Annotated in this window: 14 protein-coding genes; 12 read left to right on the top strand and 2 right to left on the bottom strand. The window is 63.1% G+C overall.

Annotation, left to right across the window (positions count from 1 at the left end; translation table 11 throughout):
- Positions 1-21: 21 nt before the first annotated feature.
- The 8 genes from HA399_RS15310 to eno all read left to right on the top strand — a co-directional run bounded on the left by HA399_RS15310 (position 22) and on the right by eno (position 14,459).
- On the top strand, positions 22-2,079 hold the full coding sequence (locus HA399_RS15310) for a type IV pilus secretin PilQ (protein WP_404325432.1): 2,058 nt from the start codon (positions 22-24) through the stop codon (positions 2,077-2,079).
- Entirely contained in the window at positions 2,079-2,621 is a 543-nt protein-coding gene (aroK, locus tag HA399_RS15305) for a shikimate kinase AroK (protein ID WP_054556506.1), read from the top strand. Before HA399_RS15310 ends, aroK begins: the two co-directional genes overlap by 1 nt.
- A gap of 69 nt (positions 2,622-2,690) precedes the next feature.
- Positions 2,691-3,797 carry a 3-dehydroquinate synthase gene (gene aroB / locus HA399_RS15300; protein ID WP_054556505.1) on the top strand — a complete coding sequence of 369 codons (1,107 nt, stop codon included), beginning with the start codon at positions 2,691-2,693 and terminating at the stop codon, positions 3,795-3,797.
- A 507-nt stretch (positions 3,798-4,304) separates the two neighbouring features.
- Positions 4,305-8,756: a glutamate synthase large subunit gene (gene gltB / locus HA399_RS15295; RefSeq protein ID WP_404325431.1), complete on the top strand. Its 4,452-nt coding sequence runs from the start codon at positions 4,305-4,307 to the stop codon at positions 8,754-8,756.
- Positions 8,757-8,833: 77 nt separating this feature from the next.
- Positions 8,834-10,249 carry an FAD-dependent oxidoreductase gene (locus tag HA399_RS15290; RefSeq protein WP_043332950.1) on the top strand — a complete coding sequence of 472 codons (1,416 nt, stop codon included), beginning with the start codon at positions 8,834-8,836 and terminating at the stop codon, positions 10,247-10,249.
- 194 nt (positions 10,250-10,443) lie between these two features.
- Positions 10,444-12,084: a CTP synthase gene (locus tag HA399_RS15285; RefSeq protein WP_043332948.1), complete on the top strand. Its 1,641-nt coding sequence runs from the start codon at positions 10,444-10,446 to the stop codon at positions 12,082-12,084.
- 131 nt (positions 12,085-12,215) lie between these two features.
- Entirely contained in the window at positions 12,216-13,067 is an 852-nt protein-coding gene (gene kdsA, locus HA399_RS15280; protein ID WP_054556558.1) for a 3-deoxy-8-phosphooctulonate synthase, read from the top strand.
- Positions 13,068-13,169: 102 nt separating this feature from the next.
- Positions 13,170-14,459 (top strand): phosphopyruvate hydratase, encoded by a 1,290-nt coding sequence (gene eno, locus HA399_RS15275; RefSeq protein ID WP_404325430.1) that lies wholly within the window; start codon positions 13,170-13,172, stop codon positions 14,457-14,459.
- Between the two features lie 1,262 nt (positions 14,460-15,721).
- Here eno and fdxA read toward each other — a convergent pair.
- Together fdxA and mutS are read right to left on the bottom strand one after the other, a co-directional pair.
- A complete protein-coding gene (gene fdxA, locus HA399_RS15270) occupies positions 15,722-16,045 on the bottom strand; it encodes a ferredoxin FdxA (protein WP_043333067.1) in 324 nt (107 codons plus the stop codon).
- 279 nt (positions 16,046-16,324) lie between these two features.
- Positions 16,325-18,904: a DNA mismatch repair protein MutS gene (mutS, locus tag HA399_RS15265; protein WP_404325429.1), complete on the bottom strand. Its 2,580-nt coding sequence runs from the start codon at positions 18,902-18,904 to the stop codon at positions 16,325-16,327.
- A gap of 166 nt (positions 18,905-19,070) precedes the next feature.
- Here mutS and HA399_RS15260 point away from each other — a divergent pair, with 166 nt between their 5' ends.
- The 4 genes from HA399_RS15260 (at position 19,071) to alaS (ending at position 24,553) form a co-directional block, all read left to right on the top strand.
- A complete protein-coding gene (locus tag HA399_RS15260) occupies positions 19,071-19,607 on the top strand; it encodes a CinA family protein (protein WP_404325428.1) in 537 nt (178 codons plus the stop codon).
- A gap of 215 nt (positions 19,608-19,822) precedes the next feature.
- A complete protein-coding gene (gene recA / locus HA399_RS15255; protein WP_043332943.1) occupies positions 19,823-20,890 on the top strand; it encodes a recombinase RecA in 1,068 nt (355 codons plus the stop codon).
- A 172-nt stretch (positions 20,891-21,062) separates the two neighbouring features.
- Entirely contained in the window at positions 21,063-21,707 is a 645-nt protein-coding gene (locus HA399_RS15250) for a regulatory protein RecX (protein ID WP_404325427.1), read from the top strand.
- Between the two features lie 242 nt (positions 21,708-21,949).
- A complete protein-coding gene (gene alaS / locus HA399_RS15245; RefSeq protein WP_404325426.1) occupies positions 21,950-24,553 on the top strand; it encodes an alanine--tRNA ligase in 2,604 nt (867 codons plus the stop codon).
- The last annotated feature ends 18 nt before the right edge of the window (positions 24,554-24,571 follow it).

Raw genomic sequence — 24,571 nt, 5'->3', positions numbered from 1 at the left:
CGAGACAGGGGACTAGGGAACATGACGCGATTGCAACGAATGAGTCTGCTGGGGCTGGCGGCAGTCGGAAGCCTGATGGCGAATGTGGCGATGGCTGCGTCGTCGCTGCAGGATCTCAACTTCACCGCCCTCGGGGGCGACCGTATGGAGCTCAAGCTCGACTTCGTCGGCGGAGTGCCGGAGGTCAAGGGCTACCGTATCGAGACGCCGCCGCGCATCACCATCGACCTCCTGGATACCAGCAGTCAGCTCGACAAGCGTCGCTTCGATCTGGGGCTCAGCGGCGTGGACGAACTGGTGGCGCTGGAGGCCGGCTCGCGCACGCGTCTGGTCATGAAGCTCAACCAGTCCAAGCCGTACGTCACGCGCACCGAGGGCAACAGCCTCTACGTCATCATCGGCGAGCAGGGTGGTGCGCCGGGCGCTCAGCCTGCGGCTGCCTCCCAGGCGAACGCCGCCAGCGTGCCGCCGGACAACCGTGCCCTGGAAGTGGCCAGCGAGCCGGCCGTCAGTGGTATCGATTTCCGTCGTGGCACGGACGGTGAAGGTCGCGTCGTGATCAACTTCAACCGCTCCAACGTCGAGTCACGTGTCACCGAGCGCGGGCGCAAGATCTACGTCGACATCAAGGGCGTGAAGCTGCCGCCGGAGATGAATCAGGTGCTGGATGTCGGCGATTTCGCCACGCCGGTGACGCGTATCGATCCGCAGCGTACCCGTGATGGCGTGCGCATGGTGGTGGACGCCAGTGGCTACTACACCCAGCTGGCCACCCAGGCAGGCAACGAGCTGGTGCTCGAGGTCAAGCCGCTGACGCGTGAAGAGCAGGCGGAGCGCATCAAGGACAAGTTCCCCTACACCGGCAAGAAGATCTCGCTCAACTTCCAGAACATCGAAGTGCGCTCCGTGCTGCAGATCATCGCTGACTTCACGGGGCTCAATCTGGTCGCCAGTGACAACGTCACCGGCAACGTGACCCTGAACCTGAAGGAAGTGCCCTGGGATCAGGCGCTGGATCTGGTGCTCAAGTCCAACGGTCTGGCCAGTCGTCGCATGGGCAACGTGCTGATGGTCGCGCCGGCGGAAGAGCTGGCGGCACTGGAGCGCAAGGAGCTCGAGGCGAACCAGCAGGTCAAGGAGCTGGCGCCGATGACCACCGAATACATCCAGGTGCGTTATGCCAAGGCGGCGGACCTGGCGGCGTTGCTGCGCGGTGAAGGCGGTATCGGTCTGCTGTCCGAGCGGGGACGCGTGATGGTCGATGAACGCACCAATACCATGCTGATCCAGGATACCCGCGATACGCTCGAGTCCATTCGCGGCACGCTGGAATATCTCGATATCCCGGTGCGTCAGGTGCAGATCGAAGCGCGCATCGTCATTGCGCGCAGCAGCGTCTCCAGCGAGATCGGTGTCAACTGGGGGCTTTCCAACAGCAGCAACGGCAAGTTCGGCCTGGAAGGCGCGTCGACCGGTACGACCAGCAACGGTGGTCTGAGCGTAGATCTGGGTGATGACAGCAGTCCGGGAAGCACCTTCAGCTTCGGTTACCTGTCCGGCGATATCCTGCTGGACCTGGAGCTTTCGGCGCTGGAAAGCGAAGGCAAGAGCCAGACCATCTCCCAGCCCAAGATCATCACCGCCAACCAGAAGAAGGCCGTCATCAAGCAGGGGCAGGAAATTCCCTACGAGGAGGCGACCTCCAGCGGTGCGACCAACATCGAGTTCAAGGAAGCGGTGCTGGCGCTGGAAGTGACGCCGCAGATCACGCCTGACAACCGCATCATCATGGATCTGTTGATCAACAATGACGATGTCTCCGATGATAGCTTCAATGGCGAACCGGCCATCGATACCAATGAAATCGAGACGCAGGTGCTGGTCAATGATGGCGAAACCGTGGTGCTGGGTGGCATTCTGACCTCCGAGCAGATTCGCAGCGTCTTCAAGACGCCCTTCCTCGGGGACCTGCCGGTGATCGGGAATCTGTTCCGCTATACCGAAGAGTCCAACGAGAAGGTAGAATTGCTGGTATTCATTACCCCGAAGATCATCGAGGACGGCCTGGCGGTGCGCTGATGCATGTGATTCCCAACGTATTCCTTGTCGGCCCCATGGGGGCCGGCAAGAGCACTATCGGCCGCCTGCTGGCGGCCGACTTGCATCGTGAATTTTGCGATAGCGACCATGTGATTGAAGACCGCTGCGGAGCCAGCATTCCGTGGATTTTCGACGTCGAGGGCGAGTCCGGCTTTCGTGAACGTGAGCAGGCTGTCATCGATGAGCTGACCTCGCTCAGGGAAGTCGTGATGGCCACCGGTGGCGGCGCCATCATGGCGGAGGCCAATCGGCGCGTACTGCGCGAACGCGGCACTGTCGTGTATCTCTACGCGCCTGTCGAACAGCAGCTCAAGCGAGCCGGCCGTGATCGCAATCGTCCGCTGTTGCAGCAGGATGACCCCGGGCGGGTGCTCAAGCGCCTGTTCGAGTTGCGTGACCCGCTCTACCGCGAGACGGCCGATATCATCGTGCGTACCGATCGGCGCAGTCCTCGGGCGGTCACCAACGAGATCCGTCGCCGCATCAAGGCGCTGGCGGACCCGTTGCACGCCCCTGGCTAGTCTCATCAGCGGCTGGTGGCCCTGGCGGGCATCAGTCGCTGTCATCTGTTTCGCCCAAGGAGAATTCTGATGTCCCTGGCACCTGCTCATCGTCTTGATGTCGCGCTCGGCGAGCGTAGTTACCCCATTCATATCGGGCCGGGCCTGACCGCACGTGGTGATCTGATTCGTGAGCACCTTGCGGGGCGTCAGGTGATGATCGTCACCAACACCGTGGTGGCACCGCTGTATCTGGACGCACTGAAGGCCTCGTTGGGCGAGGGGCTCGATATCCGCGAGGTCATTCTCGACGACGGTGAGCAGACCAAGCACATGGCCAGCATCGGCCTGATCTGGGATGCCCTGCTCGAGGCCGGCTTCAATCGCCGCTGTACCTTGATCGCCCTCGGTGGCGGTGTGATCGGTGACATGACCGGCTTCGCGGCGGCCTGCTATCAGCGGGGCGCGGCCTTCATCCAGGTGCCGACCACACTGCTGTCGCAGGTGGATTCCTCGGTGGGCGGCAAGACCGGCGTCAACCATCCGCGTGGCAAGAACATGCTGGGCGCCTTCTGGCAGCCGCGTCTGGTGCTGATCGATACCGCAAGCCTCAAGACATTGCCGCAGCGTGAGCTGTCAGCGGGCATGGCCGAGGTCATCAAGTATGGTCTGCTGTGGGATGAAAGCTTCCTGAGCTGGCTGGAAGACAACATGACGGCCTTGATGGCGCTGGACGAGACCTTGCTCGGTGAAGCCATTCGCCGCAGCTGTGCCATCAAGGCGGATGTCGTGGCGCAGGACGAGACCGAGCAGGGCGTGCGTGCGCTGCTCAATCTGGGCCACACCTTCGGGCATGCCATCGAGACGGATCAGGGCTATGGCGTCTGGCTGCACGGCGAAGCCGTCGGCACCGGCATGCTGATGGCGGCTGAGCTTTCGGCGCGCATGGGCTGGCTGTCGAGTGCGGATGTGGAGCGTGTCTCGCACATCATTGCCAAGGCAGGCTTGCCGCTGGCGGCTCCGGAGGATATGGGCGTCGAGGACTTCCTCAAGCACATGCAACTGGACAAGAAGAATGTCGACGGTCGTCTGCGCCTGATTCTGCTTGAGCGCATCGGCCGAGCGGTGATTACCGAAGAGGCACCAGCCGGCGTGCTGGCCGACATGCTGGAGCACTGGCCACGCAGCTCTCGCTGACATCCCGGCCAGCCAGCGGCTGGTTCATGGGCGCTACACGACCACGCAAGCCGTCACCCTCTGGGTGGCGGCTTTTCTTTTGGCGGGTGTCAGCGCGCCGTGACGGAGTCATTGGTGGAGCGTGATTCCTGAATTGGTATGCCGTATGCGTAATCGGTATGGGGTAAATCGAATAAAAACGCTGTTTTTTATTTAACCAATACTAAAGTTGCAAGGCGAAATTCATGAGGCATGTCTACCCGCTAAGCGCTTGAGCCTACAGGGTTTTTTGGTTGAAGGTTCTTCTAACCTTCGGTTTTGTCAGGTTTTTTTGGTCGATGGGCGACCTGTGGAGAATTGCGCAGGCGGGAAGCTGGGGGATATGCTCGAGGGAAATCTGGCGTCGTGTAGCGACACTGATGGCGTCACTATCGGCAGGTATAAAAATAAAGATAACCGATAACTATAACCGGGAAAATGCTTGAAAAAAAGCATCTGGACACATGATTTCTCCGTGAGGCACGCCCCATGAACAAAGGTCTCCACCATCCGGGAGAGTTCCGCGACAACTGCGGCTTCGGTCTGATCGCCCATATGGAAGGGCAGGCGAGCCACGAACTGCTGCAGACCGCCATTGAATCCCTGACCTGCATGACCCACCGTGGCGGGATTGCCGCTGACGGCAAGACCGGCGATGGCTGTGGCCTGCTGCTCAAGATGCCGGACGGCTTCATGCGCCAGATCGCTCGAGAAACCCTCGGGCTGGAACTGGGCGCCCGTTATGCCGTCGGCACGCTTTTCCTGCCTGATGATGATGCGCGTGAACAGTCCGCGCGTGACGCCTTCGAGTCGGCGCTGAGCGCGCGCAATCTCGAGGTGCTGGGCTGGCGCGACATGCCGGTAGATGACAGCGTGTGCGGCCCGATGGCCCGCGACTGCCTGCCGCGCATCCGTCAGGTCTTCGTCGGTGCCGCCGACGAGCGCACCGACATCGCCTTCAATGTCGATCTGTTCATGGCGCGCCGTTATGCCGAGCAGGCGCTGAAGAGTGAAGAGGACTTCTACGTCTGCTCGCTTTCCGGCAAGGTCATCTCCTTCAAGGGTCTGGTGATGCCGGAAGATCTTCCGCGCTTCTACAAGGACCTGGGCGACCCGCGCCTCGAGACCGCGATCTGTGTCTTCCACCAGCGCTTCTCGACCAACACCGCGCCGCGCTGGCCGCTGGCCCAGCCGTTCCGCTTCCTCGCCCACAACGGCGAGATCAACACCATCGAGGCCAACCGCGGCTGGGCCAACGCGCGCAAGGAGAACTTCGTCTCCGAGCAGCTGCCCGAGATCGCCGAGCTGGACGAGATCGTCAACACTGTCGGCTCTGACTCCTCCAGCATGGACAACATGCTGGAAGTCCTGCTGACCGGTGGCATGGATATCTATCGCGCCATCCGCATGATGGTGCCGCCGGCGTGGCAGAACGTCGAGCAGATGGACTCCGATCTGCGTGCCTTCTACGAATACAACTCCATGCACATGGAGGCCTGGGACGGCCCGGCGGGCATCGTGCTCACCGACGGTCGCCACGCCGTGTGCATGCTGGACCGCAACGGCCTGCGTCCGGCGCGTTGGGTCATCACGCGCAATGGTTTCATCACCCTGGCCTCCGAGATCGGCACCTACGATTACAAGCCGGAAGATGTCGTCGCCAAGGGGCGCGTCGGGCCGGGTCAGGTGCTGGGTGTCGATACCGAGACCGGTGAAGTGCTGCACACCGATCAGGTCAGTGAGCGCCTCAAGGGCGCGCATCCCTACAAGCGCTGGCTGCGTGAGAACGCCAACTATCTCGAGTCTGCACTGACCGAGCTGGCGCGTTTCCAGCCGATGGATGCCGATCAGCTGGACGTCTACCAGAAGATGTTCCAGGTCAGCTTCGAGGAGCGTGATCAGCTGCTGCGCCCGCTGGCCGAGAGCGGTCAGGAGGCGGTCGGCTCCATGGGCGATGACACGCCGATGGCCGTGCTGTCGCGTCAGAACCGCGTGCTGACCGACTACTTCCGTCAGAAGTTCGCCCAGGTCACCAACCCGCCGATCGATCCGCTGCGCGAAGCGATCGTGATGTCGCTGGAGACCTGCTGTGGCGCCGAGCTCAACATCTTCGACGCGACGCCGGAGCACGCGCATCGCCTGATCCTGACCACGCCGGTGCTGTCACCGCGCAAGTTCAATGCGCTGGTCAATCACGAAGATCCGGCCTTCACCTCGCAGACGCTCAAGCTGCACTACGATCCGGCGCAGGACTCCCTCAAGCAGGCGCTCAAGGGCCTCTGTCAGCAGGCCGAGGAAGCGGCGCGCAATGGCAAGGTGATCCTGGTACTCAGCGACTGTGGCTTGCAGAAGGGGCAGCTGCCGATTCATGCCGCACTGGCGACTGGCGCCATCCATCATCACCTCGGTGCGCTGGCCCTGCGCCCGCGCGTCAATCTGGTGATCGAGACCGGCTATGCGCGTGACGCGCACCAGATGGCAGTGCTGTTCGGGGTGGGCGCCACGGCGGTCTACCCGTACCTTGCCTATCAGGTGATGGCTGACATGCATCGCACCGGCGAGCTGTCCGGCAACCCGGCTGATGCCCGCGAGAACTATCGCAAGGGCATGCAGAAGGGCCTCTACAAGATCCTGTCCAAGATGGGCATCTCGCACATCGGCTCCTATCGTGGCTCGCAGCTGTTCGAGGCGGTCGGCCTCAACAGTGAAGTCATGGACATGTGCTTCACCGGCATGGCCTCGCGCATCGAAGGCGCCGGCTTTGCCGAACTGCAGTTCCAGCAGGAGCTGCTGGCCCGTGAAGCCTGGCTGCCGCGCAAGCGCATCAAGCAGGGCGGGCTGGTCAAGTACGTGCATGGCGGCGAATACCACGCCTACAACCCGGATGTGGTGGTGAAGCTGCAGCAGGCCGTGCAGCAGGGTGACTACGGCAAGTGGAAGGAATTCGCGCGCTTGGTCAACGAGCGCCCGGTGGCGACCATTCGTGACCTGCTGACCCTCAAGCCGGTCGCCGAGCCGCTGCCGATCGAGGAAGTCGAGTCCGTCGAGTCCCTGTTGCCGCGCTTCGACAGTGCCGGCATGTCGCTTGGTGCACTGTCTCCCGAGGCACATGAAGCGCTGGCCCAGGCCATGAACGAGGCCGGTGGGCGCTCCAACTCCGGTGAGGGTGGTGAGGATCCGGCGCGTTACGGCACCGTGCGCTCCTCCAAGATCAAGCAGATCGCCTCCGGTCGCTTCGGTGTCACACCGGCGTACCTGGTCAATGCCGAGGTACTGCAGATCAAGGTCGCACAGGGCGCCAAGCCCGGTGAGGGCGGTCAGCTGCCGGGCGGCAAGGTCAACGACCTGATTGCACGTCTGCGCTACGCCGTGCCGGGGGTGACACTGATCTCGCCGCCGCCGCACCACGATATCTATTCCATCGAGGATCTGGCGCAGCTGATCTTCGATCTCAAGCAGGTCAATCCGTCGGCGCAGGTCTCGGTCAAGCTGGTCTCCGAGCCGGGGATCGGCACCATCGCCACCGGTGTCGCCAAGGCGTATGCCGACCTGATCACCGTCTCTGGCTATGACGGCGGCACCGCGGCCAGCCCGATCACCTCGATCAAGCACGCCGGTTCCCCGTGGGAGCTGGGGCTGCCCGAGGTGCATCAGGCGCTGCGCATCAACCAGCTGCGTCACAAGATCCGTCTGCAGACGGATGGCGGTCTCAAGACCGGCCTGGACGTGGTCAAGGCCGCGATCCTGGGCGCCGAGAGCTTCGGCTTCGGCACCGCGCCGATGGTCGCGCTGGGCTGCAAGTACCTGCGTATCTGTCACCTGAACAACTGTGCCACCGGTGTCGCGACCCAGCACCAGGCGCTGCGTGACGAGCATTTCCGCGGCACCGTCGAGATGGTCAAGCACTACTTCCGCTTCATCGCCGAGGAAGTGCGCGAGCTGATGGCACTGCTGGGCGTGCGTCAGATCACCGACCTGATCGGTCGTACCGATCTGCTCGACGTGCTGGAAGGTGAGACCAACGCGCAGCGTCGTCTCGACCTCACGCCGTTGCTGGGCAATGACTTCGTGCCCAAGGGCGCGCCGCAGTTCTGCCAGGTCAGCCGCAACGAGCCGCATGATCCCGGCGCCAAGAACCTCGAGATGCTGGCCGCGATGGAATCGGCGATCGACAGCCGCAGCGGTGGCGAGTTCAGCTTCCATGTCACCAACTGCGATCGCTCGGTGGGCGCGCGTGTCTCGGGTGAAATCGCCAAGCGCTATGGCGAGGCCGGACTGGCGGGCTCGCCGCTCAAGGTCAGCCTGACCGGCGTGGCAGGCCAGAGCTTCGGTGTCTGGAACGCGCACGGACTCGAGATGCATCTGGAAGGCGACGCCAACGACTATGTCGGCAAGGGCATGAACGGCGGCAAGCTGACCATCGTGCCGCCGCGTGGTTCGCGCTTCGAGAGCCACAAGACCGCCATCATCGGCAACACCTGCCTGTACGGGGCGACCGGCGGACGGCTGTATGCCGCGGGTACTGCCGGCGAGCGCTTCGGGGTGCGCAACTCCGGTGCGCACGCCGTGATCGAAGGCGCGGGTGACCACTGCTGTGAGTACATGACCGGCGGTCTGGTGTGCGTGCTGGGCGAGACAGGCGTCAACTTCGGTGCGGGCATGACGGGCGGCTTCGCCTACGTGCTGGACGAGAATCGCGACTTCGTCGACAAGTACAACCACGAGCTGGTGGAAATCCACCGCATCAATACCGAAGCCATGGAGGCCTATCGTCGCCATCTGCGCGAAGTCATCGAGGAATATGTGGCCGAGACCGGCTCCGAGCGCGGGCGCGACATCCTGCGTGATTTCCCTGACTTCGTGCGTCACTTCTGGTTGGTCAAGCCGAAGGCGGCAAGCCTCAACGGCCTGCTGGACCAGTCACGGCGTCAGCCGGAGTGATCGCATCCCTCACCCCAGCATGCCTCGGGTGAGGGCCCGCACCGCGACGGTGCCCGGATTTTGAAGGAGGATTCATCATGGCCAATCAGCTCGCCAACGACTTCCAGTTCATCGATGTGGGTCGTCAGGACCCGCAGAAGAAAGATGCTCGCGTGCGCGCACGTGAGTTCAACGAGATCTATGCCGAGTTCAAGCCGGTAGAAGCCGCCAGCCAGGCACATCGCTGCCTGGGCTGTGGCAACCCCTACTGTGAGTGGAAGTGCCCGGTACACAACTACATTCCCAACTGGCTGAAGCTGGTCTCCGAGGGCAATATCCTTGAAGCCGCCGAGCTTTCGCACCAGACCAATTCGCTGCCGGAAGTCTGTGGTCGCGTCTGCCCGCAGGACCGTCTCTGCGAGGGCGACTGCACCCTGAATGACGGCTTCGGTGCCGTCACCATCGGCTCGGTGGAGAAGTACATCACCGACACCGCCTTCGCGATGGGCTGGCGCCCCGACATGTCCAAGGTCAGCTGGACCGACAAGCGCGTCGCCATCATCGGTGCAGGCCCGGCGGGTCTCGGTGCCGCCGATATCCTGGTGCGCAATGGCGTGCGTCCGGTGATCTATGATCGCCATCCGGAAATCGGCGGTCTGCTGACCTTCGGCATCCCGGAGTTCAAGCTCGAGAAGGGCGTGATGACGCGTCGCCGCGAGATCTTCGAAGAGATGGGCATGGAGTTCCGTCTCAACGTCGAGGTCGGGCGTGATGTGACCTTCGATGCGCTGCTCGAGGAGTACGATGCCGTCTTCCTGGGCATGGGGACCTACAACGCCATGAGTGGCGGCTTCCCGGGCGAGGATCTGCCGGGCGTGCACAAGGCGCTCGACTTCCTGATCGCCAACGTCAATCACTGTCTGGGCTTCGAGAAGGACCCGGCGGATTACGTCTCCATGGAAGGCAAGAAGGTCGTGGTGCTCGGCGGTGGTGATACCGCGATGGACTGCAACCGCACCTCCATCCGCCAGGGCGCGGAAAGCGTGACCTGCGCCTACCGTCGTGACGAGGCCAACATGCCAGGTTCACGCCGTGAGGTGACCAATGCTCGCGAAGAGGGCGTCGATTTCCTCTTCAACCGTCAGCCGGTGGCCGTGGTCGGCGATGGCAAGGTCGAAGGCGTCAAGGTCGTGCGCACCCGTCTGGGTGAGCCGGATGCCAATGGTCGTCAGCGTCCGGAAGTGGTGCCGGGGTCTGAAGAGATTCTGCCGGCGGATGCCGTGGTCGTGGCCTTCGGCTTCCAGGCAAGCCCTGCGCCGTGGTTCGCCGACTTCGACATCGCCGTCGATGAGCGTGGCCGCATCGCGACCAGCGCCGAGCGTCATGCCTTCCAGACCACCAACGCCAAGGTGTTCGCTGGCGGTGACATGGTGCGCGGCTCCGATCTGGTGGTGACCGCCATCGATGAAGGTCGCCGTGCCGCTGAAGGGATTCTTGATTTCCTGGAAGTGTAAAGGTCATGTGACGTCACGCATCAGGCCCGCCACGGCGGGTCTGATGCGTTATGGCGGGTGCATCGGATGGTGACGCGAGATGGGCAGGTGGTGGCATTCAAATTGAGCCGGAGCAGCCTTTCCGCTAGACTGGCGACCCATCCTGATCCGTTCCCCCGGATCTCTCCTACAGCTCACGTTTTCGGCAGGTTTCCATGACACGATTTATCTTCGTGACGGGCGGCGTTGTGTCCTCGCTTGGCAAGGGCATCGCATCCGCTTCGCTGGCGGCTATTCTCGAGGCCCGTGGCCTCAAGGTCACCATCCTCAAGCTGGATCCGTACATCAACGTCGATCCGGGCACCATGAGCCCGTTCCAGCACGGCGAAGTCTTTGTCACCGAAGATGGCGCGGAAACCGACCTCGACCTCGGTCACTACGAGCGTTTCATCCGCTCGCGCATGACCCAGGGCAACAACTTCACTACCGGTCGCGTCTACGAGCACGTGCTGCGCAAGGAGCGCCGCGGTGACTACCTCGGCGGAACGGTGCAGGTCATCCCGCACATCACCGACGAGATCAAGCGTCGCGTGATCGCCGGCGGTGAAGGCTATGACGTCGCACTGGTCGAGATCGGCGGTACCGTAGGTGACATCGAGTCGCTGCCGTTCCTGGAGTCCATCCGTCAGTTGCGTGCGCAGCTGGGTGGCGAGCGTGCGCTCTTCATGCACCTGACGCTGGTGCCGTACATCAAGACAGCCGGCGAGACCAAGACCAAGCCGACCCAGCACAGTGTGAAGGAGCTGCGCTCCATCGGTATCCAGCCGGATATCCTGATCTGCCGCAGCGAAGTCGAGATCGAGGAAAGCGAGCGTCGCAAGATCTCGCTGTTCACCAACGTCGAAGAGCGTGCCGTCGTCTCCCTGCAGGATGCCGACACCATCTATCGCATTCCGTTGATGCTCCACGAAGCCGGCCTCGACGAGATCGTCTGCGACAAGTTCCGCCTGGAGGCCAAAGAGGCCGACATGTCCGAGTGGGTCGCGGTGCTCGACGCCAAGCTCAACCCGCTCAAGACCATCAACATCGCGATGGTCGGCAAGTACATGGAGCTGCTCGACGCCTACAAGTCGCTGAACGAGGCGCTGATCCACGCCGGTATCCAGGGGCGTGTGAAGGTCAACGTCGACTTCATCGACTCCGAGGAAATCGAGCGCAACGGCACCGACCGTCTGATCGGCAAGGACGCGGTGCTGGTACCGGGCGGCTTCGGCGAGCGTGGCGTGGAAGGCAAGATCGCCACTGCGCGCTTCGCGCGTGAGAACAAGGTGCCGTATCTGGGCATCTGCCTGGGCATGCAGGTTGCCGTCATCGAGTTCGCGCGTAACGTGGCGGGCTGGAGCGATGCCAACTCCACCGAGTTCACCCATGACACCCAGCACCCGGTGGTCGGTCTGATCACCGAGTGGCTGACGCCGGAAGGCAAGATCGAGACCCGCGACGCGGCGTCTGATCTGGGCGGCACCATGCGTCTCGGCGGCCAGGCCTGCAGCCTGCTCAACGGCTCCAAGGCGCATCAGGCCTACGGCAGCGACGAGATCGTCGAGCGTCACCGTCACCGCTATGAGGTCAACGACCAGTTCGTGCCGGCCCTGGAAGAAGCGGGCCTGATCTTCTCCGGTCGCAGCGTCGACAACTCGCTGGTCGAGATGGTCGAGCTGCCGGATCACCCGTGGTTCGTGGCATGTCAGTTCCACCCGGAATTCACCTCCACGCCGCGTGATGGCCATCCGCTGTTCACCGGCTTCGTGAATGCCGCGCTCAATCACAAGGCGGCGCGTACTCGCGGCGAGTGATAGGGTGTTGAGCGGGCGCCACCTCGGGTGGCGCCCGTAGGTCTTCTCCGCGGTGGTTGCATGTCTTGATGTTCGCCAGAGCATCCTCAGGCAGACTGCCGATGGACAACGATTTGATGGACGGTGCAGAGATGAGCAACGAACAACGCGTGATCGAATTTGCGGGTCTGCAAGTCGCCAACGATCGTCCGATGACGCTTTTCGGTGGCATGAACGTGCTCGAATCGCGGGAGCTGGCGCTGGAGGTCGCCGAGCAGTATGTCGAAGTGACGACACGCCTGGGCATGCCGTACGTCTTCAAGGCCAGCTTCGACAAGGCCAATCGCAGCTCCATGCACTCCTACCGCGGTCCCGGGATGGAGAAGGGGCTCGAGATTCTGGCCGAGATCAAGTCGCGCTTCGGTGTGCCGATCATCACGGACGTGCATGAGCCGCATCAGGCGGCAGCCGTGGCGGAAGTGGCCGATGTCATCCAGCTGCCGGCCTTCCTGGCGCGGCAGACGGACCTGGTCGTGGCCATGGCGCGCACCGGCGCCGTCATCAACGTCAAGAAGCCGCAGTTCCTCGCGCCGCACGAGATGCGCCATATCGTCGCCAAGTGCGGTGAAGCGGGCAATGACCGGATTCTGCTGTGCGAGCGTGGCTCCAGCTTCGGTTACAACAACCTGGTGGTCGACATGCTCGGCATGGCCGAGATGAAGGATAGCGGCCTGCCGGTATTGTTCGATGTCACCCACTCGTTGCAGCGCCCGGGCGGGCGAGCCGATTCCGCTGGCGGGCGTCGTGAGCAGGTCTTCGATCTGGCACGCTCCGGTGTCGCATTGGGGCTGGCGGGTCTGTTCCTAGAAGCGCATCCGGACCCGGACAACGCCAAGTGTGACGGCCCCTGCGCCTTGCCGCTGGATCAGCTCGAGCCCTTCCTGCGCCAGCTGCAATCGCTGGATGCGCTGGTCAAGGGCTTCGCGCCGCTGGACATTCGTTGAGCAGGACTACTGGCCGTTCACCCCTGTGTGAGCGGCCTTTTTGCACTATGGGCAAGATGCCCGTCGTGGTGTTTCAATCCCCCGTGTAGAGGACGACACAAGATGGCCAATATCGTCGAAATCCGCGCCCTTGAGGTGCTCGATTCCCGTGGTAACCCGACCGTACAGGCCGAGGTCGTGCTGGGAGGTGGCCAACGCGCCAGTGCCTGCGCTCCTTCCGGTGCCTCCACCGGTTCGCGTGAAGCGCTGGAATTGCGTGATGGCGACAAGAGCCGTTATCTGGGCAAGGGCGTGCTGAAGGCAGTCGAAGCCGTCAATGGCGCGATCCGCGAGCGCCTCGTGGGCATGGATGCACTCGACCAGCGCGCGCTGGACGATGCCATGCTGGCGCTGGACGGTACCGAGAACAAGGAATCGCTGGGTGCCAACGCGATTCTTGCCGTCTCTCTGGCGGCTGCCAAGGCGGCAGCGCAGGCCAAGGGCATCGAGCTCTACGCTCACATCGCTGAGCTCTACGGCCAGCCGGGCCAGTACTCCATGCCGGTGCCGATGATGAACATCATCAACGGCGGTGAGCATGCCGACAACAATGTCGACATCCAGGAGTTCATGGTCCAGCCGGTCGGCGCGCCGACCTTCCGTGAAGCACTGCGCACCGGCGCCGAGATCTTCCACGCGCTGAAGAAGGTGCTGCAGGGTCGCGAGCTGAGCACCTCCGTGGGTGATGAAGGTGGCTTTGCACCGAACCTGGCGTCCAACTCCGAAGCACTGGCCGTCATCAAGCAGGCCGTCAGCGATGCAGGCTACACCCTGGGCACCGATGTGACCCTGGCGCTGGATTGCGCGTCTTCCGAGTTCTACAAGGACGGTCAGTACAACCTGTCCGGCGAAGGCAAGAGCTTCGACGCACGTGGTTTCGTCGACTATCTGGCCGGCCTGGCCGCGGAATATCCGATCGTCTCCATCGAAGACGGCATGGATGAGTCCGACTGGGAAGGCTGGAAGATGCTGACCGACGAGCTGGGCGACAAGGTGCAGCTGGTCGGCGACGACCTGTTCGTCACCAACACGCGCATCCTGAGCCGCGGTATCGATGAAGGCATCGGCAACTCCATCCTGATCAAGTTCAACCAGATCGGCTCGCTGTCCGAGACCCTGGATGCGATCAAGATGGCGCAGGCCGCCGGCTTCACCGCGGTCATCTCCCACCGCAGTGGCGAGACCGAAGACACCACCATCGCCGACCTCGCCGTCGGTACCTGTGCTGGCCAGATCAAGACCGGCTCTCTGTGCCGCTCTGACCGTGTCGCCAAGTACAACCGTCTGCTGGTGATCGAGCAGCAGCTGGGTGATGTGGCTTACAACGGCCTGAAAGAGATCAAGGGTCAGTAATCGCCTCTGATGTGAGGGCTCAGCGCCCAGCATCGCAGAGGTAACTTGCAACGGGGTCGTGCCTTCTGGCGCGGCCCCGTTGTGCATTGCAGGCGATGATTGAGTGCGTATGGGGGGGATGCAGGAAACAGGCCGCTTTCAGGCACTGATTTCGTGTAAGCCATCTCTTACAAATCCCGCAGGACAATCGAGACACTGGCTGCGAGTTGCCTGCGGATATGAACGTATGTTCTTCAATATCTATTTGATTTCAATGAATATATTTTCTTTGACGGCCTGTTCAGGTATAGCGGGTTAAGCGGTTTGGCTAGTTGCCTCGCCGGCGAATGCTGCCCAGAATGGCTGCATGGACGTGAGGGTGCGGCGGGACACCGCAGTCTCGGCAGGATGCCAACGGGATGATCAGAAAAGACTTGATGGCGAGACAGGACGTTTCGCCCCGCTGAGCAGGACGCTCGGCGGAAAAGGACCTGACATGGACGTCGGTAGCAGATAGCTGCATATCTTCGCTTGAAGGAGTCAGGCGAGAGATGCCAGGGAAGCAAGGATAGCGGGCATGACACCGGAGTGTGTCAGGATCAGGATGATCCGTCGGCGATGGGAAGCGCCACACAGGCAGGAAGCACGATAACGACACGGAGTGTCGAAGAGCCTCAGGCTCTGATATGCAGTCAGGAAGCTTGCCCTTCACAGGAAGTGACGGATGACGGGACATCATCCGCGTCAGGAATGATGGGGCAGACAGCGGCAGCATCAAGTGGCAGGAAGCCACGACAAGGATGGTCGGACAAGGAATGTCGTTAGGCTGTCAGCTGCACAGGCAGGGAGCGGTACAGGCAGGACGCCGGGCAATGCATGGGCAGGACAGCAGGACAGGCAAATATCTGCACTAACGGGCATTGCGGTGGGACAGCTGCGCGAGCAGTGCTGCAATGCCCGCCACGCGTGACGGTGCGCCCCGAATGACAGGATGTCGTGAAGGGCAGGGACAGCACTCAGGAGTGCGATCCAGGATGGATCGACAGGGACACGCTTGGAGCGGGCGACCTTACGGGGTCGCCCTTTTTTATGCCCGGATGTCAGGGTGCTGAGCTCCTGACATGAGCTTGAGTCACCGACTTCAGGCGCCGACTTCCGGCATCAGAGACAGAAACGGCAGCGGCTCCCGGGGGAATCGCTGCCGTTTCTGTCGTGAGAGCCGGGCTTGCCCGGTCAGGGCGGGCAAGCCGCTTGCCACGTGAGATGCGGGTTGCTTGAGGGGCTTACTGCTCCAGATACTCAAGCTTGCCATCGACACCATCCCACTTCTCGGCGTCTTCCATGGCGTCCTTCTTCTCGCTGATGTTCGGCCAGACTTCGGCCAGATCGGCATTCAGCTCGATGAATTCCTTCTGGTTCTCCGGCACTTCATCTTCGGAGAAGATGGCTTCGGCGGGGCATTCCGGCTCACACAGCGCGCAGTCAATGCACTCATCCGGGTTGATCACCAGGAAGTTCGGGCCTTCGTAGAAGCAATCCACCGGGCAGACTTCCACGCAGTCGGTGTATTTGCAGCGAATGCAGTTCTCGGTGACGATGAATGCCATGCAGGTCTCCTGACGCGGATTGGCGTCTCTCTCGTAGGTCGTGGTCCAGGCGCCCACCATGTGTCGTCTCGGCGACATCATGGCCTTCAGGTTATAAGCGGCGCAGATGTTATAAGGCGTTATTCTAGTGGCGCTCTGCCGCCCCCGCAATCAGCAGGGGCGGATCGTTTTGGAATGGTGCTATGCCCGAAGGTTGCTGTCGAGCCTTGCCGCTCACTCTCGGGCCTTGCCACTCATTCTCGAGCCAGGCGCGCCAACGCTGGCCCAGTGTGACGGCGCTCAGTGCTGACGGTGCCATTCGTAGATCAGCTCCAGCGCTCGCTTGGGGCTCAGATCATCCGGGTCTAGGCCATTGAGGGCTTCGACGACCGGATGCGGCGGTGCCGCGAACAGGTCATTCTGCTGCGGTACCGGCTGGCCCAGCGCATCCTCGCGCGCCACCTGCGGACGATCGACTTCCTGCTGCTCCAGACTGGTCAGCTTCTCGCGTGCCCGCAGGATGACGCTCTGCGGCACCCCAGCCAGCTGGGCTACCTGCAGGCCATAGCTCTGGCTGGCGGGGCCTTCCTCGACGCGGTGCATGAAGACGATGCCATCGCCGTGCTCTGCGGCCGTCAGATGCACGTTGGCGACGGCATCGGCATGCTCGGGCAGCGCCGTCATCTCGAAGTAATGAGTCGCGAACAGGGTGAAGGCACGCGTGCGCGCCAGATGCTCGGCGCTGGCCCATGCCAGTGACAGGCCATCGAAGGTCGAGGTGCCGCGGCCGATTTCATCCATCAACACCAGGCTCTCGTCAGTGGCGTTGTGCAGGATGCTGGCGGTCTCTGTCATCTCGACCATGAAGGTCGAGCGTCCGCCGGCCAGGTCATCCGATGAGCCGATGCGCGTGAAGATGCGGTCCAGCGGGCCGATGCAGGCGCGCGACGCCGGCACGAAGCTGCCGGTATGCGCGAGCAGAGCGATCAGTGCCGTCTGGCGCATGTAGGTGGATTTACCGCCCATGTTGGGGCCGGTGATCACCAGCATGCGCCGCGCATCATCGAAGCGCACATCGTTGGGGACGAAGGGGTGATCGCTGACATGTTCGACCACCGGATGGCGGCCGCCTTCGATATCGATGCCCGGGGTCTCGCTGAGTTCGGGGCGCACGAAATCGAGCGCGGCAGCGCGATCGGCGAAGGCGGTCAGCACATCCAGTGATGCCAGCGCGCGGGCCGTCTGCTGCAGGCCATCCAGTTCGGTATTCAGGTCGTCCAGCAGGTGCTCGTACAGCAGCTTCTCGCGCGCCAGTGACTTGGACTTGGCGGACAGCGCCTTGTCCTCGAACTCCTTGAGCTCGGGGATGATGAAGCGCTCGGCATTCTTGAGGGTCTGGCGGCGGATGTATTCCGGCGGGGCCTCGGCCGATTGCGAGCGCGGCAGCTCGATGAAGTAGCCATGCACGCGGTTGTAGCCGACCTTGAGGTTGCTCAGGCCGGTGCGCTCGCGCTCGCGGGTCTCGAGTGCGACCAGATACTGGCCGGCGTTTTCGGACAGGCCGCGATACTCGTCCAGCTCATCGTCGTAGCCATCGGCGATCACGCCACCATCGCGCAACACTACCGGCGGATTCTCGACCAGCGCCTCGCTGAGCATCGCGGAAAGTGCCGGGAACAGGCGGATGGCATCGCGCAGGTCATCGATGGCGCTGCCTTTCTCGACGCTGGCGAGCACGGCGCGCAGCTCGGGCAGGGTGTTGAGGCCATCGCGCAGGCGTGCCATGTCACGGGGGCGTGCGCTGCGCAGCGCGACACGGGCGAGGATACGCTCCACATCGCCGATGCGCTTGAGCAGACCTTGCAGTTCGAAGGGATAGTCGCCATCCAGCAGACGTTGCACCGCCGCCTGACGCTGGCCGATCTGAAGCTGATCGCGCAGCGGGCGGTTGAGCCAGCGCTTGAGCAGGCGTGAGCCCATCGCGGTCGCGGTGACGTCCAGCACGCTGGCCAGCGTGTTGTCGCTGGTGCCGCCCAGGTTGGTATCGATCTCGAGGTTGCGACGGCTGGCGGCATCGATCACCACCGAGTCATCGCGGCTCTCGACGGCCAGCGCGGTCACGTGGGGCAGGCCGGTACGCTGGGTGTCGCGAGCGTAGTCGAGCAGAGCACCGGCTGCCGTGACGGCGCGCGTCAGGTGGCTGCAGCCGAAGCCGTTGAGGTCCTGGACGCCGAACTGATCGCACAGCAGGCGCAAGGCAGTCTCGTGATCGAAGTGCCAATCGCTCTGGCGGGTCAGGCCCGGACGCGAGGACAGGCTGGCGGGGAGGGTACGGCTTTCGCCGACCATGACTTCGGCAGGCGACAGGCGCTGGATCTCGGCCAGCAGCTCGTCATCACCATTGACCTCGAGCACGCTGAAGCGACCGGAGGAGAGCTCGAGAGCGGCCAGGCCCCAGGTCTCGCCATCACGGTGCAGCGCCACCAGCAGGTTGTCGCGGCTGGCATCCAGCAGCGCCTCATCATGCAGTGTCCCCGGGGTGACGATACGCACGACCTTGCGCTCGACAGGCCCCTTGCTGGTCGCCGGGTCACCGATCTGCTCGCAGATGGCCACCGATTCGCCCATCTTGACCAGGCGTGCCAGATAGCCTTCGGCGCTGTGATAGGGCACCCCTGCCATGGGAATCGGTGAGCCGCCGGAGCTGCCGCGCGCCGTCAACGTGATATCGAGAAGTTGTGCTGCGCGCTTGGCGTCCTCATGGAACAGTTCATAGAAGTCGCCCATGCGATAGAACAGCAGCACGCCGGGGTGCTCGCGTTTGATCTTCATGTACTGCGTCATCATCGGCGTCATCTGGGGCGCGCTGTTCTTGGCCATGGCCATGGACTTCCTTGACTGCACTGCAATGGGAAAAAGCACACATGCGAGAGCACGGCATGCGGGATGCGCGATATTCTACGGACTGGCGCGGCCGGCTCCAATGCCTGTGATGTCTCATGCTCGCTGCCCTTTTCACCCGATGACCTCCACAAGGAGAAAGTTCGTGAGCCAATTGACTGGTACGACCCCCGAGGCTGCGTGCGCGAATGCCCTGGCTGAGCAGTTGCAGGCGCTGGCGGTCGCGCGCGGGGTGCGCGTCACCACCGCCGAGTCGTGCACCGGAGGCGGGGTGAGCGCGGCGATCACGGCGATTGCCGGCAGCTCCAGCTATTTCGATGCGGGCTACGTGACCTATTCCAATGCCACCAAGCAGCGCCTGCTGGGGGTCAGTGAGGCATCGCTTGAAGAGTTCGGTGCCGTCTCCGAGGCAGTCGTGTGCGAGATGGTGCGGGGCGCCTGTCGCGAAAGCGGCGCTGAGCTGGGGGTGGCGATCAGCGGTGTGGCCGGCCCCGGCGGGGGAAGTGACGAGAAGCCCGTCGGCACCGTATGGCTGGCGTGGGGGAGCGAGGCCCGCCAGCAGGCACGCTGCTGTCACTTTCCCGGCGACCGGCAGGCCGTGCGCGACGCCGCGGTGCGGGAGGCATTGCAGGGCTTGATCGAGCGCGTGGAGGCCTTGCAGATCGGCACCGAAGACGCGTGAGCCCGATGCAAGCCCCGCGTTGAGGGTGCTGCCTGAAAAAGCGCATCACCGGACTGGCAGAGTGGCGCAACTTGCGGCATTATACTGTCCATGTATACAGGGTTTTGCCACGACACCTCAGCCGCTAGTCTGACGGTGTCTGCTCAGCTCTCAGTGACAGAATTCTCTATTCCAGGTGGCAGCCCGTGTGGCTCCGCCGTTCGACAGGAGGCCACATGGCAAAGGACGACAATCGTACCAAGGCGCTGAACGCGGCGCTGTCCCAGATCGAGCGCCAGTTCGGCAAGGGCGCCGTCATGCGCATGGGCGATGCCCCGCGTGTGGCCATCCCGTCGGTTTCCACCGGTTCTCTGGGGCTGGATATCGCACTCGGCATCGGCGGCCTGCCCTTCGGGCGCGTGGTCGAGATCTATGGCCCGGAATCCTCGGGCAAGACGACACTGACCCTCTCGGTCATCGCCCAGGCGCAGAAGCAGGGCAAGGTCTGTGCCTTCATCGATGCCGAGCACGCACTGGATCCGTCCTACGCCGAGAAGCTGGGCGTCAATCTGGACGAGATGCTGGTCTCCCAGCCGGACACCGGTGAGCAGGCGCTCGAGATCGTCGACATGCTGGTACGTTCCGGCGGCGTTGACGTCATCATCGTCGACTCCGTGGCGGCACTGACGCCGCGTGCCGAGATCGAAGGCGAGATGGGCGACTCCCACGTCGGCCTGCAGGCGCGTCTGATGTCCCAGGCACTGCGCAAGGTGACCGGCCACATCAAGAACGCCAACTGCATGGTGGTGTTCATCAACCAGATCCGCATGAAGATCGGCGTGATGTTCGGCAGCCCCGAAACCACGACGGGCGGTAACGCACTGAAGTTCTACTCCAGTGTGCGTCTGGATATCCGTCGTACCGGTTCCGTGAAGTCCGGTGATGAAGTCACCGGTAACGAGACCCGCGTCAAGGTCGTCAAGAACAAGGTCGCGCCGCCGTTCCGTCAGGCCGAGTTCCAGATTCTCTACGGCAAAGGCATCTATCACGCCGGTGAGGTGATCGACCTGGGCGTGCAGTGTGGTCTGGTCGGCAAGTCAGGCGCCTGGTACAGCTATCAGGGCAGCAAGATCGGTCAGGGCAAGGCCAATTCCGCCCAGTACCTGGAAGACAATCCCGCCATCATGGAGGAGATTGAAACCCAGATCCGTGCCCAGTTGCTGGCAGCGCCGGAAGCCAAGGAAGAGCCGAAAGAGACCGCGGCCGCCGAGAGTGAAGACGACCTGGATATCGATCTCGATTGAGGTTCGTCCAGAAGAAAGAGCAAGAGCGCCAGCCGCCAGGCTGGCGTCATCGCACCGTGTCGTTTCCGACCCGGTGCGATGATCCCAAGGCGCCCGCCCCGATGACTCGGAGGCGGGCGCCTTGCGTTCACGTCCATCGATGTCCTTCTGCTCAACCCCGGGGAGCATGACCATGCACGATGACAGCGCTGAAATGGGTGGGCCTGAGTATCAACCGCTCGACTCAGGCGCGATGACGCCGCAACGGCGTGCGAGCAATGATGCCATCGCGCGTCTGGCGCGCCGCGAACATAGCCGCCGCGAGCTGCACGACTATCTCAAGGAGCGTGACTACCTGCGTGCGGTCAGCGATGACGAGTTGGCAGAGCGGCAAGCCGCGGGCGAGGAGGGCGCACAGACGGCCTTGAGTCGCGATGAGGTCGAGCTGCTGATCGAGGAGGTGCTGGAGCGCATGGCCGAGGAGGGCCTGCAATCCGATGAGCGCTTTACCGCCAGTTTCCTGCGGACGCGAGTGCTGCGCGGGCAGGGGCCGAGGCGTATCCAGCAGGAGCTGCGCCAGCGTGGTATCGATAGCGAGACGCTCAATGCCGTGATGCGTGCCGCCAGTGACCCGACGCCGGATGCCTTCGGTCATGTCGAGGCGGTGGATTTCTTCGAACTGGCGCGCGAGACGCTGGCCAGGCGCTTTTCCGGCCCCGGCGAGGGGCACAAGGAGCGCGCGCGGCGCGAACGCTTTCTGCTCCAGCGCGGCTTCGACTATGAGCAGCTGCGCTATGCCATGGAGTCCGCCTGGAGTGATGAGGGCGAAGAAGGCTAGCTGGCGGGTGGCTGTTTGGCTCTCATGACGCGCAAACCGGCGCTTCAGGACATTTCCCCCCCTTTAGCTTGCGCGAACAGGCGTTATACTAGGTCGTCTTGCGACGGCACGGGGCAGGCGCCTTCTTTCATGCTTTTCATTGCACCTCCATGCATACCCACATGGATGAATATGCAGAAACCATGCGGAAGTCATGCAGAAGACCCCCGGAGCGTCTTTACGCACATCGCTACGGAACCTCTATGAAAAGCGCAGAAATCAGAAACGCCTTCCTGACCTATTTCGAGAAGCAGGGCCATACCATCGTTCCCACCAGCTCCCTGGTGCCGAACAACGACCCGACCCTGCTGTTCACCAACGCCGGCATGGTGCCCTTCAAGGATGTCTTCCTGGGCCGTGACCCGCGTGGCTACAACCGTGCGACCTCCGCGCAGCGCTGCGTGCGCGCCGGTGGCAAGCACAATGACCTGGACAACGTCGGCTATACCGCCCGTCACCACACCTTCTTCGAGATGCTGGGCAACTTCAGCTTCGGCGACTACTTCAAGCGCGAAGCCATCCAGTTCGCCTGGAAGTTTCTGACCGAAGAACTCGGCCTGCCGAAGGAGAGGCTGTGGGTCACCGTGCACGTCAGCGATGACGAAGCCCGTGACATCTGGTTCAACGAGGTCGGCATCGATCAGAACCGCTTCTCGCGTCTCGATGAGGACAACTTCTGGCAGATGGGCGACACCGGTCCGTGTGGCCCGTCCTCCGAGATCTTCTATGACCACGGCGAAGATGTCGCCGGTGGCCCGCCGGGCAGCCCGGACGAGGATGGCGATCGCTACATCGAGATCTGGAACCTGGTCTTCATGCAGTTCGACCGTGATGCCGAGGGCACGCTGCACCCGCTGCCCAAGCCGTCCATCGATACCGGCATGGGCCTGGAGCGTGTCGCGGCCGTGATGCAGGGCGTGCACTCCAACTACGAGATCGATCTGTTCCAGAATCTGCTGGCCGCCGCGGCCGAGATCATCGGTCACGACAACATCGCCACGCCGTCACTGCGCGTGGTGGCTGACCACATCCGCTCGTGTGCCTTCCTGATCACCGATGGCGTGCTGCCGTCCAACGAAGGCCGTGGCTACGTGCTGCGCCGCATCATCCGTCGCGCCGTGCGTCACGGCCACAAGCTGGGGGCGCGTGGCAGCTTCTTCTACAAGCTGGTCGCGGCTCTGGACAGCGAGATGGGCGATGCCTATCCGGAACTGCGCGCCGCACGCGAGCAGATCGAACGTGTGCTGCTCAAGGAAGAAGAGCAGTTCGCGCGTACGCTGGAACATGGCATGAAGCTTCTGGAAGAAGCCATCGCTGGCCTCGAGGGCAATACCCTCGACGGCGAGACCATCTTCAAGCTCTACGACACCTACGGCTTCCCGTATGACCTGACCGCCGACATCTGCCGCGAGCGCGAGCTGATCCTCGATGAGGCAGGTTTCCAGGCCGCCCTGGAAGCACAGCGTGATCGCGCCCGTGCGGCCAGCAACTTCGGCGGTGACTACTCCGCCAACCTGGTGCTGGAAGGCGAGACCGTCTTCACCGGTTACGACCAGCTGGAAGGGGAAGCCACCGTCACCTCGCTGTTCGACGCCGAAGGCAATGCCGTCGAGCAGCTCGAGGTGGACACCAAGGGCATCGTGGTGCTCGATACCACCCCGTTCTACGGCGAATCAGGTGGCCAGGCCGGTGACACCGGTTATCTGCATCTGGATGGCGGCCGCTTCCAGGTCAGCGATACCCAGAAGCAGACCGGCCATCACCTGCACCACGGTGTGCTGATCGAAGGCGCTCTCAAGGTCGGTGACAAGGTGCGTCCGCAGGTCGATGCCGAGCTGCGCGCGGCTTCCGTGCGCAACCACTCCGCCACGCACCTGCTGCACGAAGCGCTGCGTCTGGTGCTGGGTGAGCACGTTCAGCAGAAGGGCTCGCTGGTCACGGCCGAGCGTCTGCGCTTCGACTTCAGCCACTTTGAGGCGATGACGGCCGAGCAGCTGTCCGAGGTCGAGCGCATCGTCAACGCGCAGATCCTGGCCAACGCCGAGACCACCATTGAATTCATGAGCCTCGATGAGGCCAAGGCGCGCGGCGCAGCGGCACTCTTCGATGCCAAGTATGGTGAGGAAGTCCGTGTGCTGACCATCGGTCAGGATGCCTTCTCCATCGAGCTGTGCGGCGGGACTCACGTCAAGCGCAGCGGCGACATCGGCCAGATGCACATTCTCGCCGAGACCGGCATCGCGTCCGGCGTGCGTCGTATCGAGGCCATCACCGGCCGCGCCGCGCGTGACTTCCTGCTCGCGCAGGAAGCGACTCTGGCTCGCCTCGGTGAGCGCCTCAAGGCCAAGCCGGAGCAGGTCGAGGAGCGCGTCGGCAGCCTGCTGGAGCGCAACCGCGGCCTCGAGAAGGAGCTTGAACGCCTCAAGGCCAAGCTGGCCTCCGCCTCGGCAAGCGACATGCTCAGCGACATCGCCAATGTCCAGGGCGTCAAGGTGCTGGCCAAGCAGGTCGAAGGCGTCTCCGGCAAGGAGCTGCGCGGCCTGATGGATGACCTCAAGTCCAAGCTCGGCTCTGGCATCCTGGTGCTCGGCGTCGCGGACGGTGACAAGGTCAGCCTGATCGCCGGTGTCACCGACGACCTGACCTCGCGCGTCAAGGCGGGTGACCTGGTGCGTCACGTGGCGGAGCAGGTCGGCGGCAAGGGTGGCGGTCGTGCTGACATGGCCCAGGCCGGTGGCAGTGACGCCGCCTCGCTTCCGGGCGCACTGGCCGGTGTGCCATCATGGGTAGACGCCCAGCTGGGCTGACAGTACAAGATGAAGGCC

It is taken from the genome of Cobetia sp. UIB-001 (assembly GCF_044789135.1).
In the GTDB taxonomy this organism is placed as follows: Bacteria; Pseudomonadota; Gammaproteobacteria; order Pseudomonadales; family Halomonadaceae; genus Cobetia; species Cobetia amphilecti.
The sequence above is the reverse complement of the archived record's forward strand: the minus strand, read 5'-3'. Positions and strand labels throughout refer to the sequence as shown.

Excerpts from the sequence above, each read along its gene's own strand:
- HA399_RS15290 (WP_043332950.1), top strand. The coding sequence starts at position 8,834 with ATGGCCAATCAGCTCGCCAACGACTTCCAGTTCATCGATGTGGGTCGT.
- aroB (WP_054556505.1), top strand. The coding sequence starts at position 2,691 with ATGTCCCTGGCACCTGCTCATCGTCTTGATGTCGCGCTCGGCGAGCGT.
- aroK (WP_054556506.1), top strand. The coding sequence starts at position 2,079 with ATGCATGTGATTCCCAACGTATTCCTTGTCGGCCCCATGGGGGCCGGC.
- alaS (WP_404325426.1), top strand. The coding sequence starts at position 21,950 with ATGAAAAGCGCAGAAATCAGAAACGCCTTCCTGACCTATTTCGAGAAG.
- kdsA (WP_054556558.1), top strand. The coding sequence starts at position 12,216 with ATGAGCAACGAACAACGCGTGATCGAATTTGCGGGTCTGCAAGTCGCC.
- HA399_RS15250 (WP_404325427.1), top strand. The coding sequence starts at position 21,063 with ATGCACGATGACAGCGCTGAAATGGGTGGGCCTGAGTATCAACCGCTC.
- gltB (WP_404325431.1), top strand. The coding sequence starts at position 4,305 with ATGAACAAAGGTCTCCACCATCCGGGAGAGTTCCGCGACAACTGCGGC.
- HA399_RS15285 (WP_043332948.1), top strand. The coding sequence starts at position 10,444 with ATGACACGATTTATCTTCGTGACGGGCGGCGTTGTGTCCTCGCTTGGC.
- mutS (WP_404325429.1), bottom strand. The coding sequence starts at position 18,904 with ATGGCCAAGAACAGCGCGCCCCAGATGACGCCGATGATGACGCAGTAC.
- HA399_RS15310 (WP_404325432.1), top strand. The coding sequence starts at position 22 with ATGACGCGATTGCAACGAATGAGTCTGCTGGGGCTGGCGGCAGTCGGA.
- recA (WP_043332943.1), top strand. The coding sequence starts at position 19,823 with ATGGCAAAGGACGACAATCGTACCAAGGCGCTGAACGCGGCGCTGTCC.
- eno (WP_404325430.1), top strand. The coding sequence starts at position 13,170 with ATGGCCAATATCGTCGAAATCCGCGCCCTTGAGGTGCTCGATTCCCGT.
- fdxA (WP_043333067.1), bottom strand. The coding sequence starts at position 16,045 with ATGGCATTCATCGTCACCGAGAACTGCATTCGCTGCAAATACACCGAC.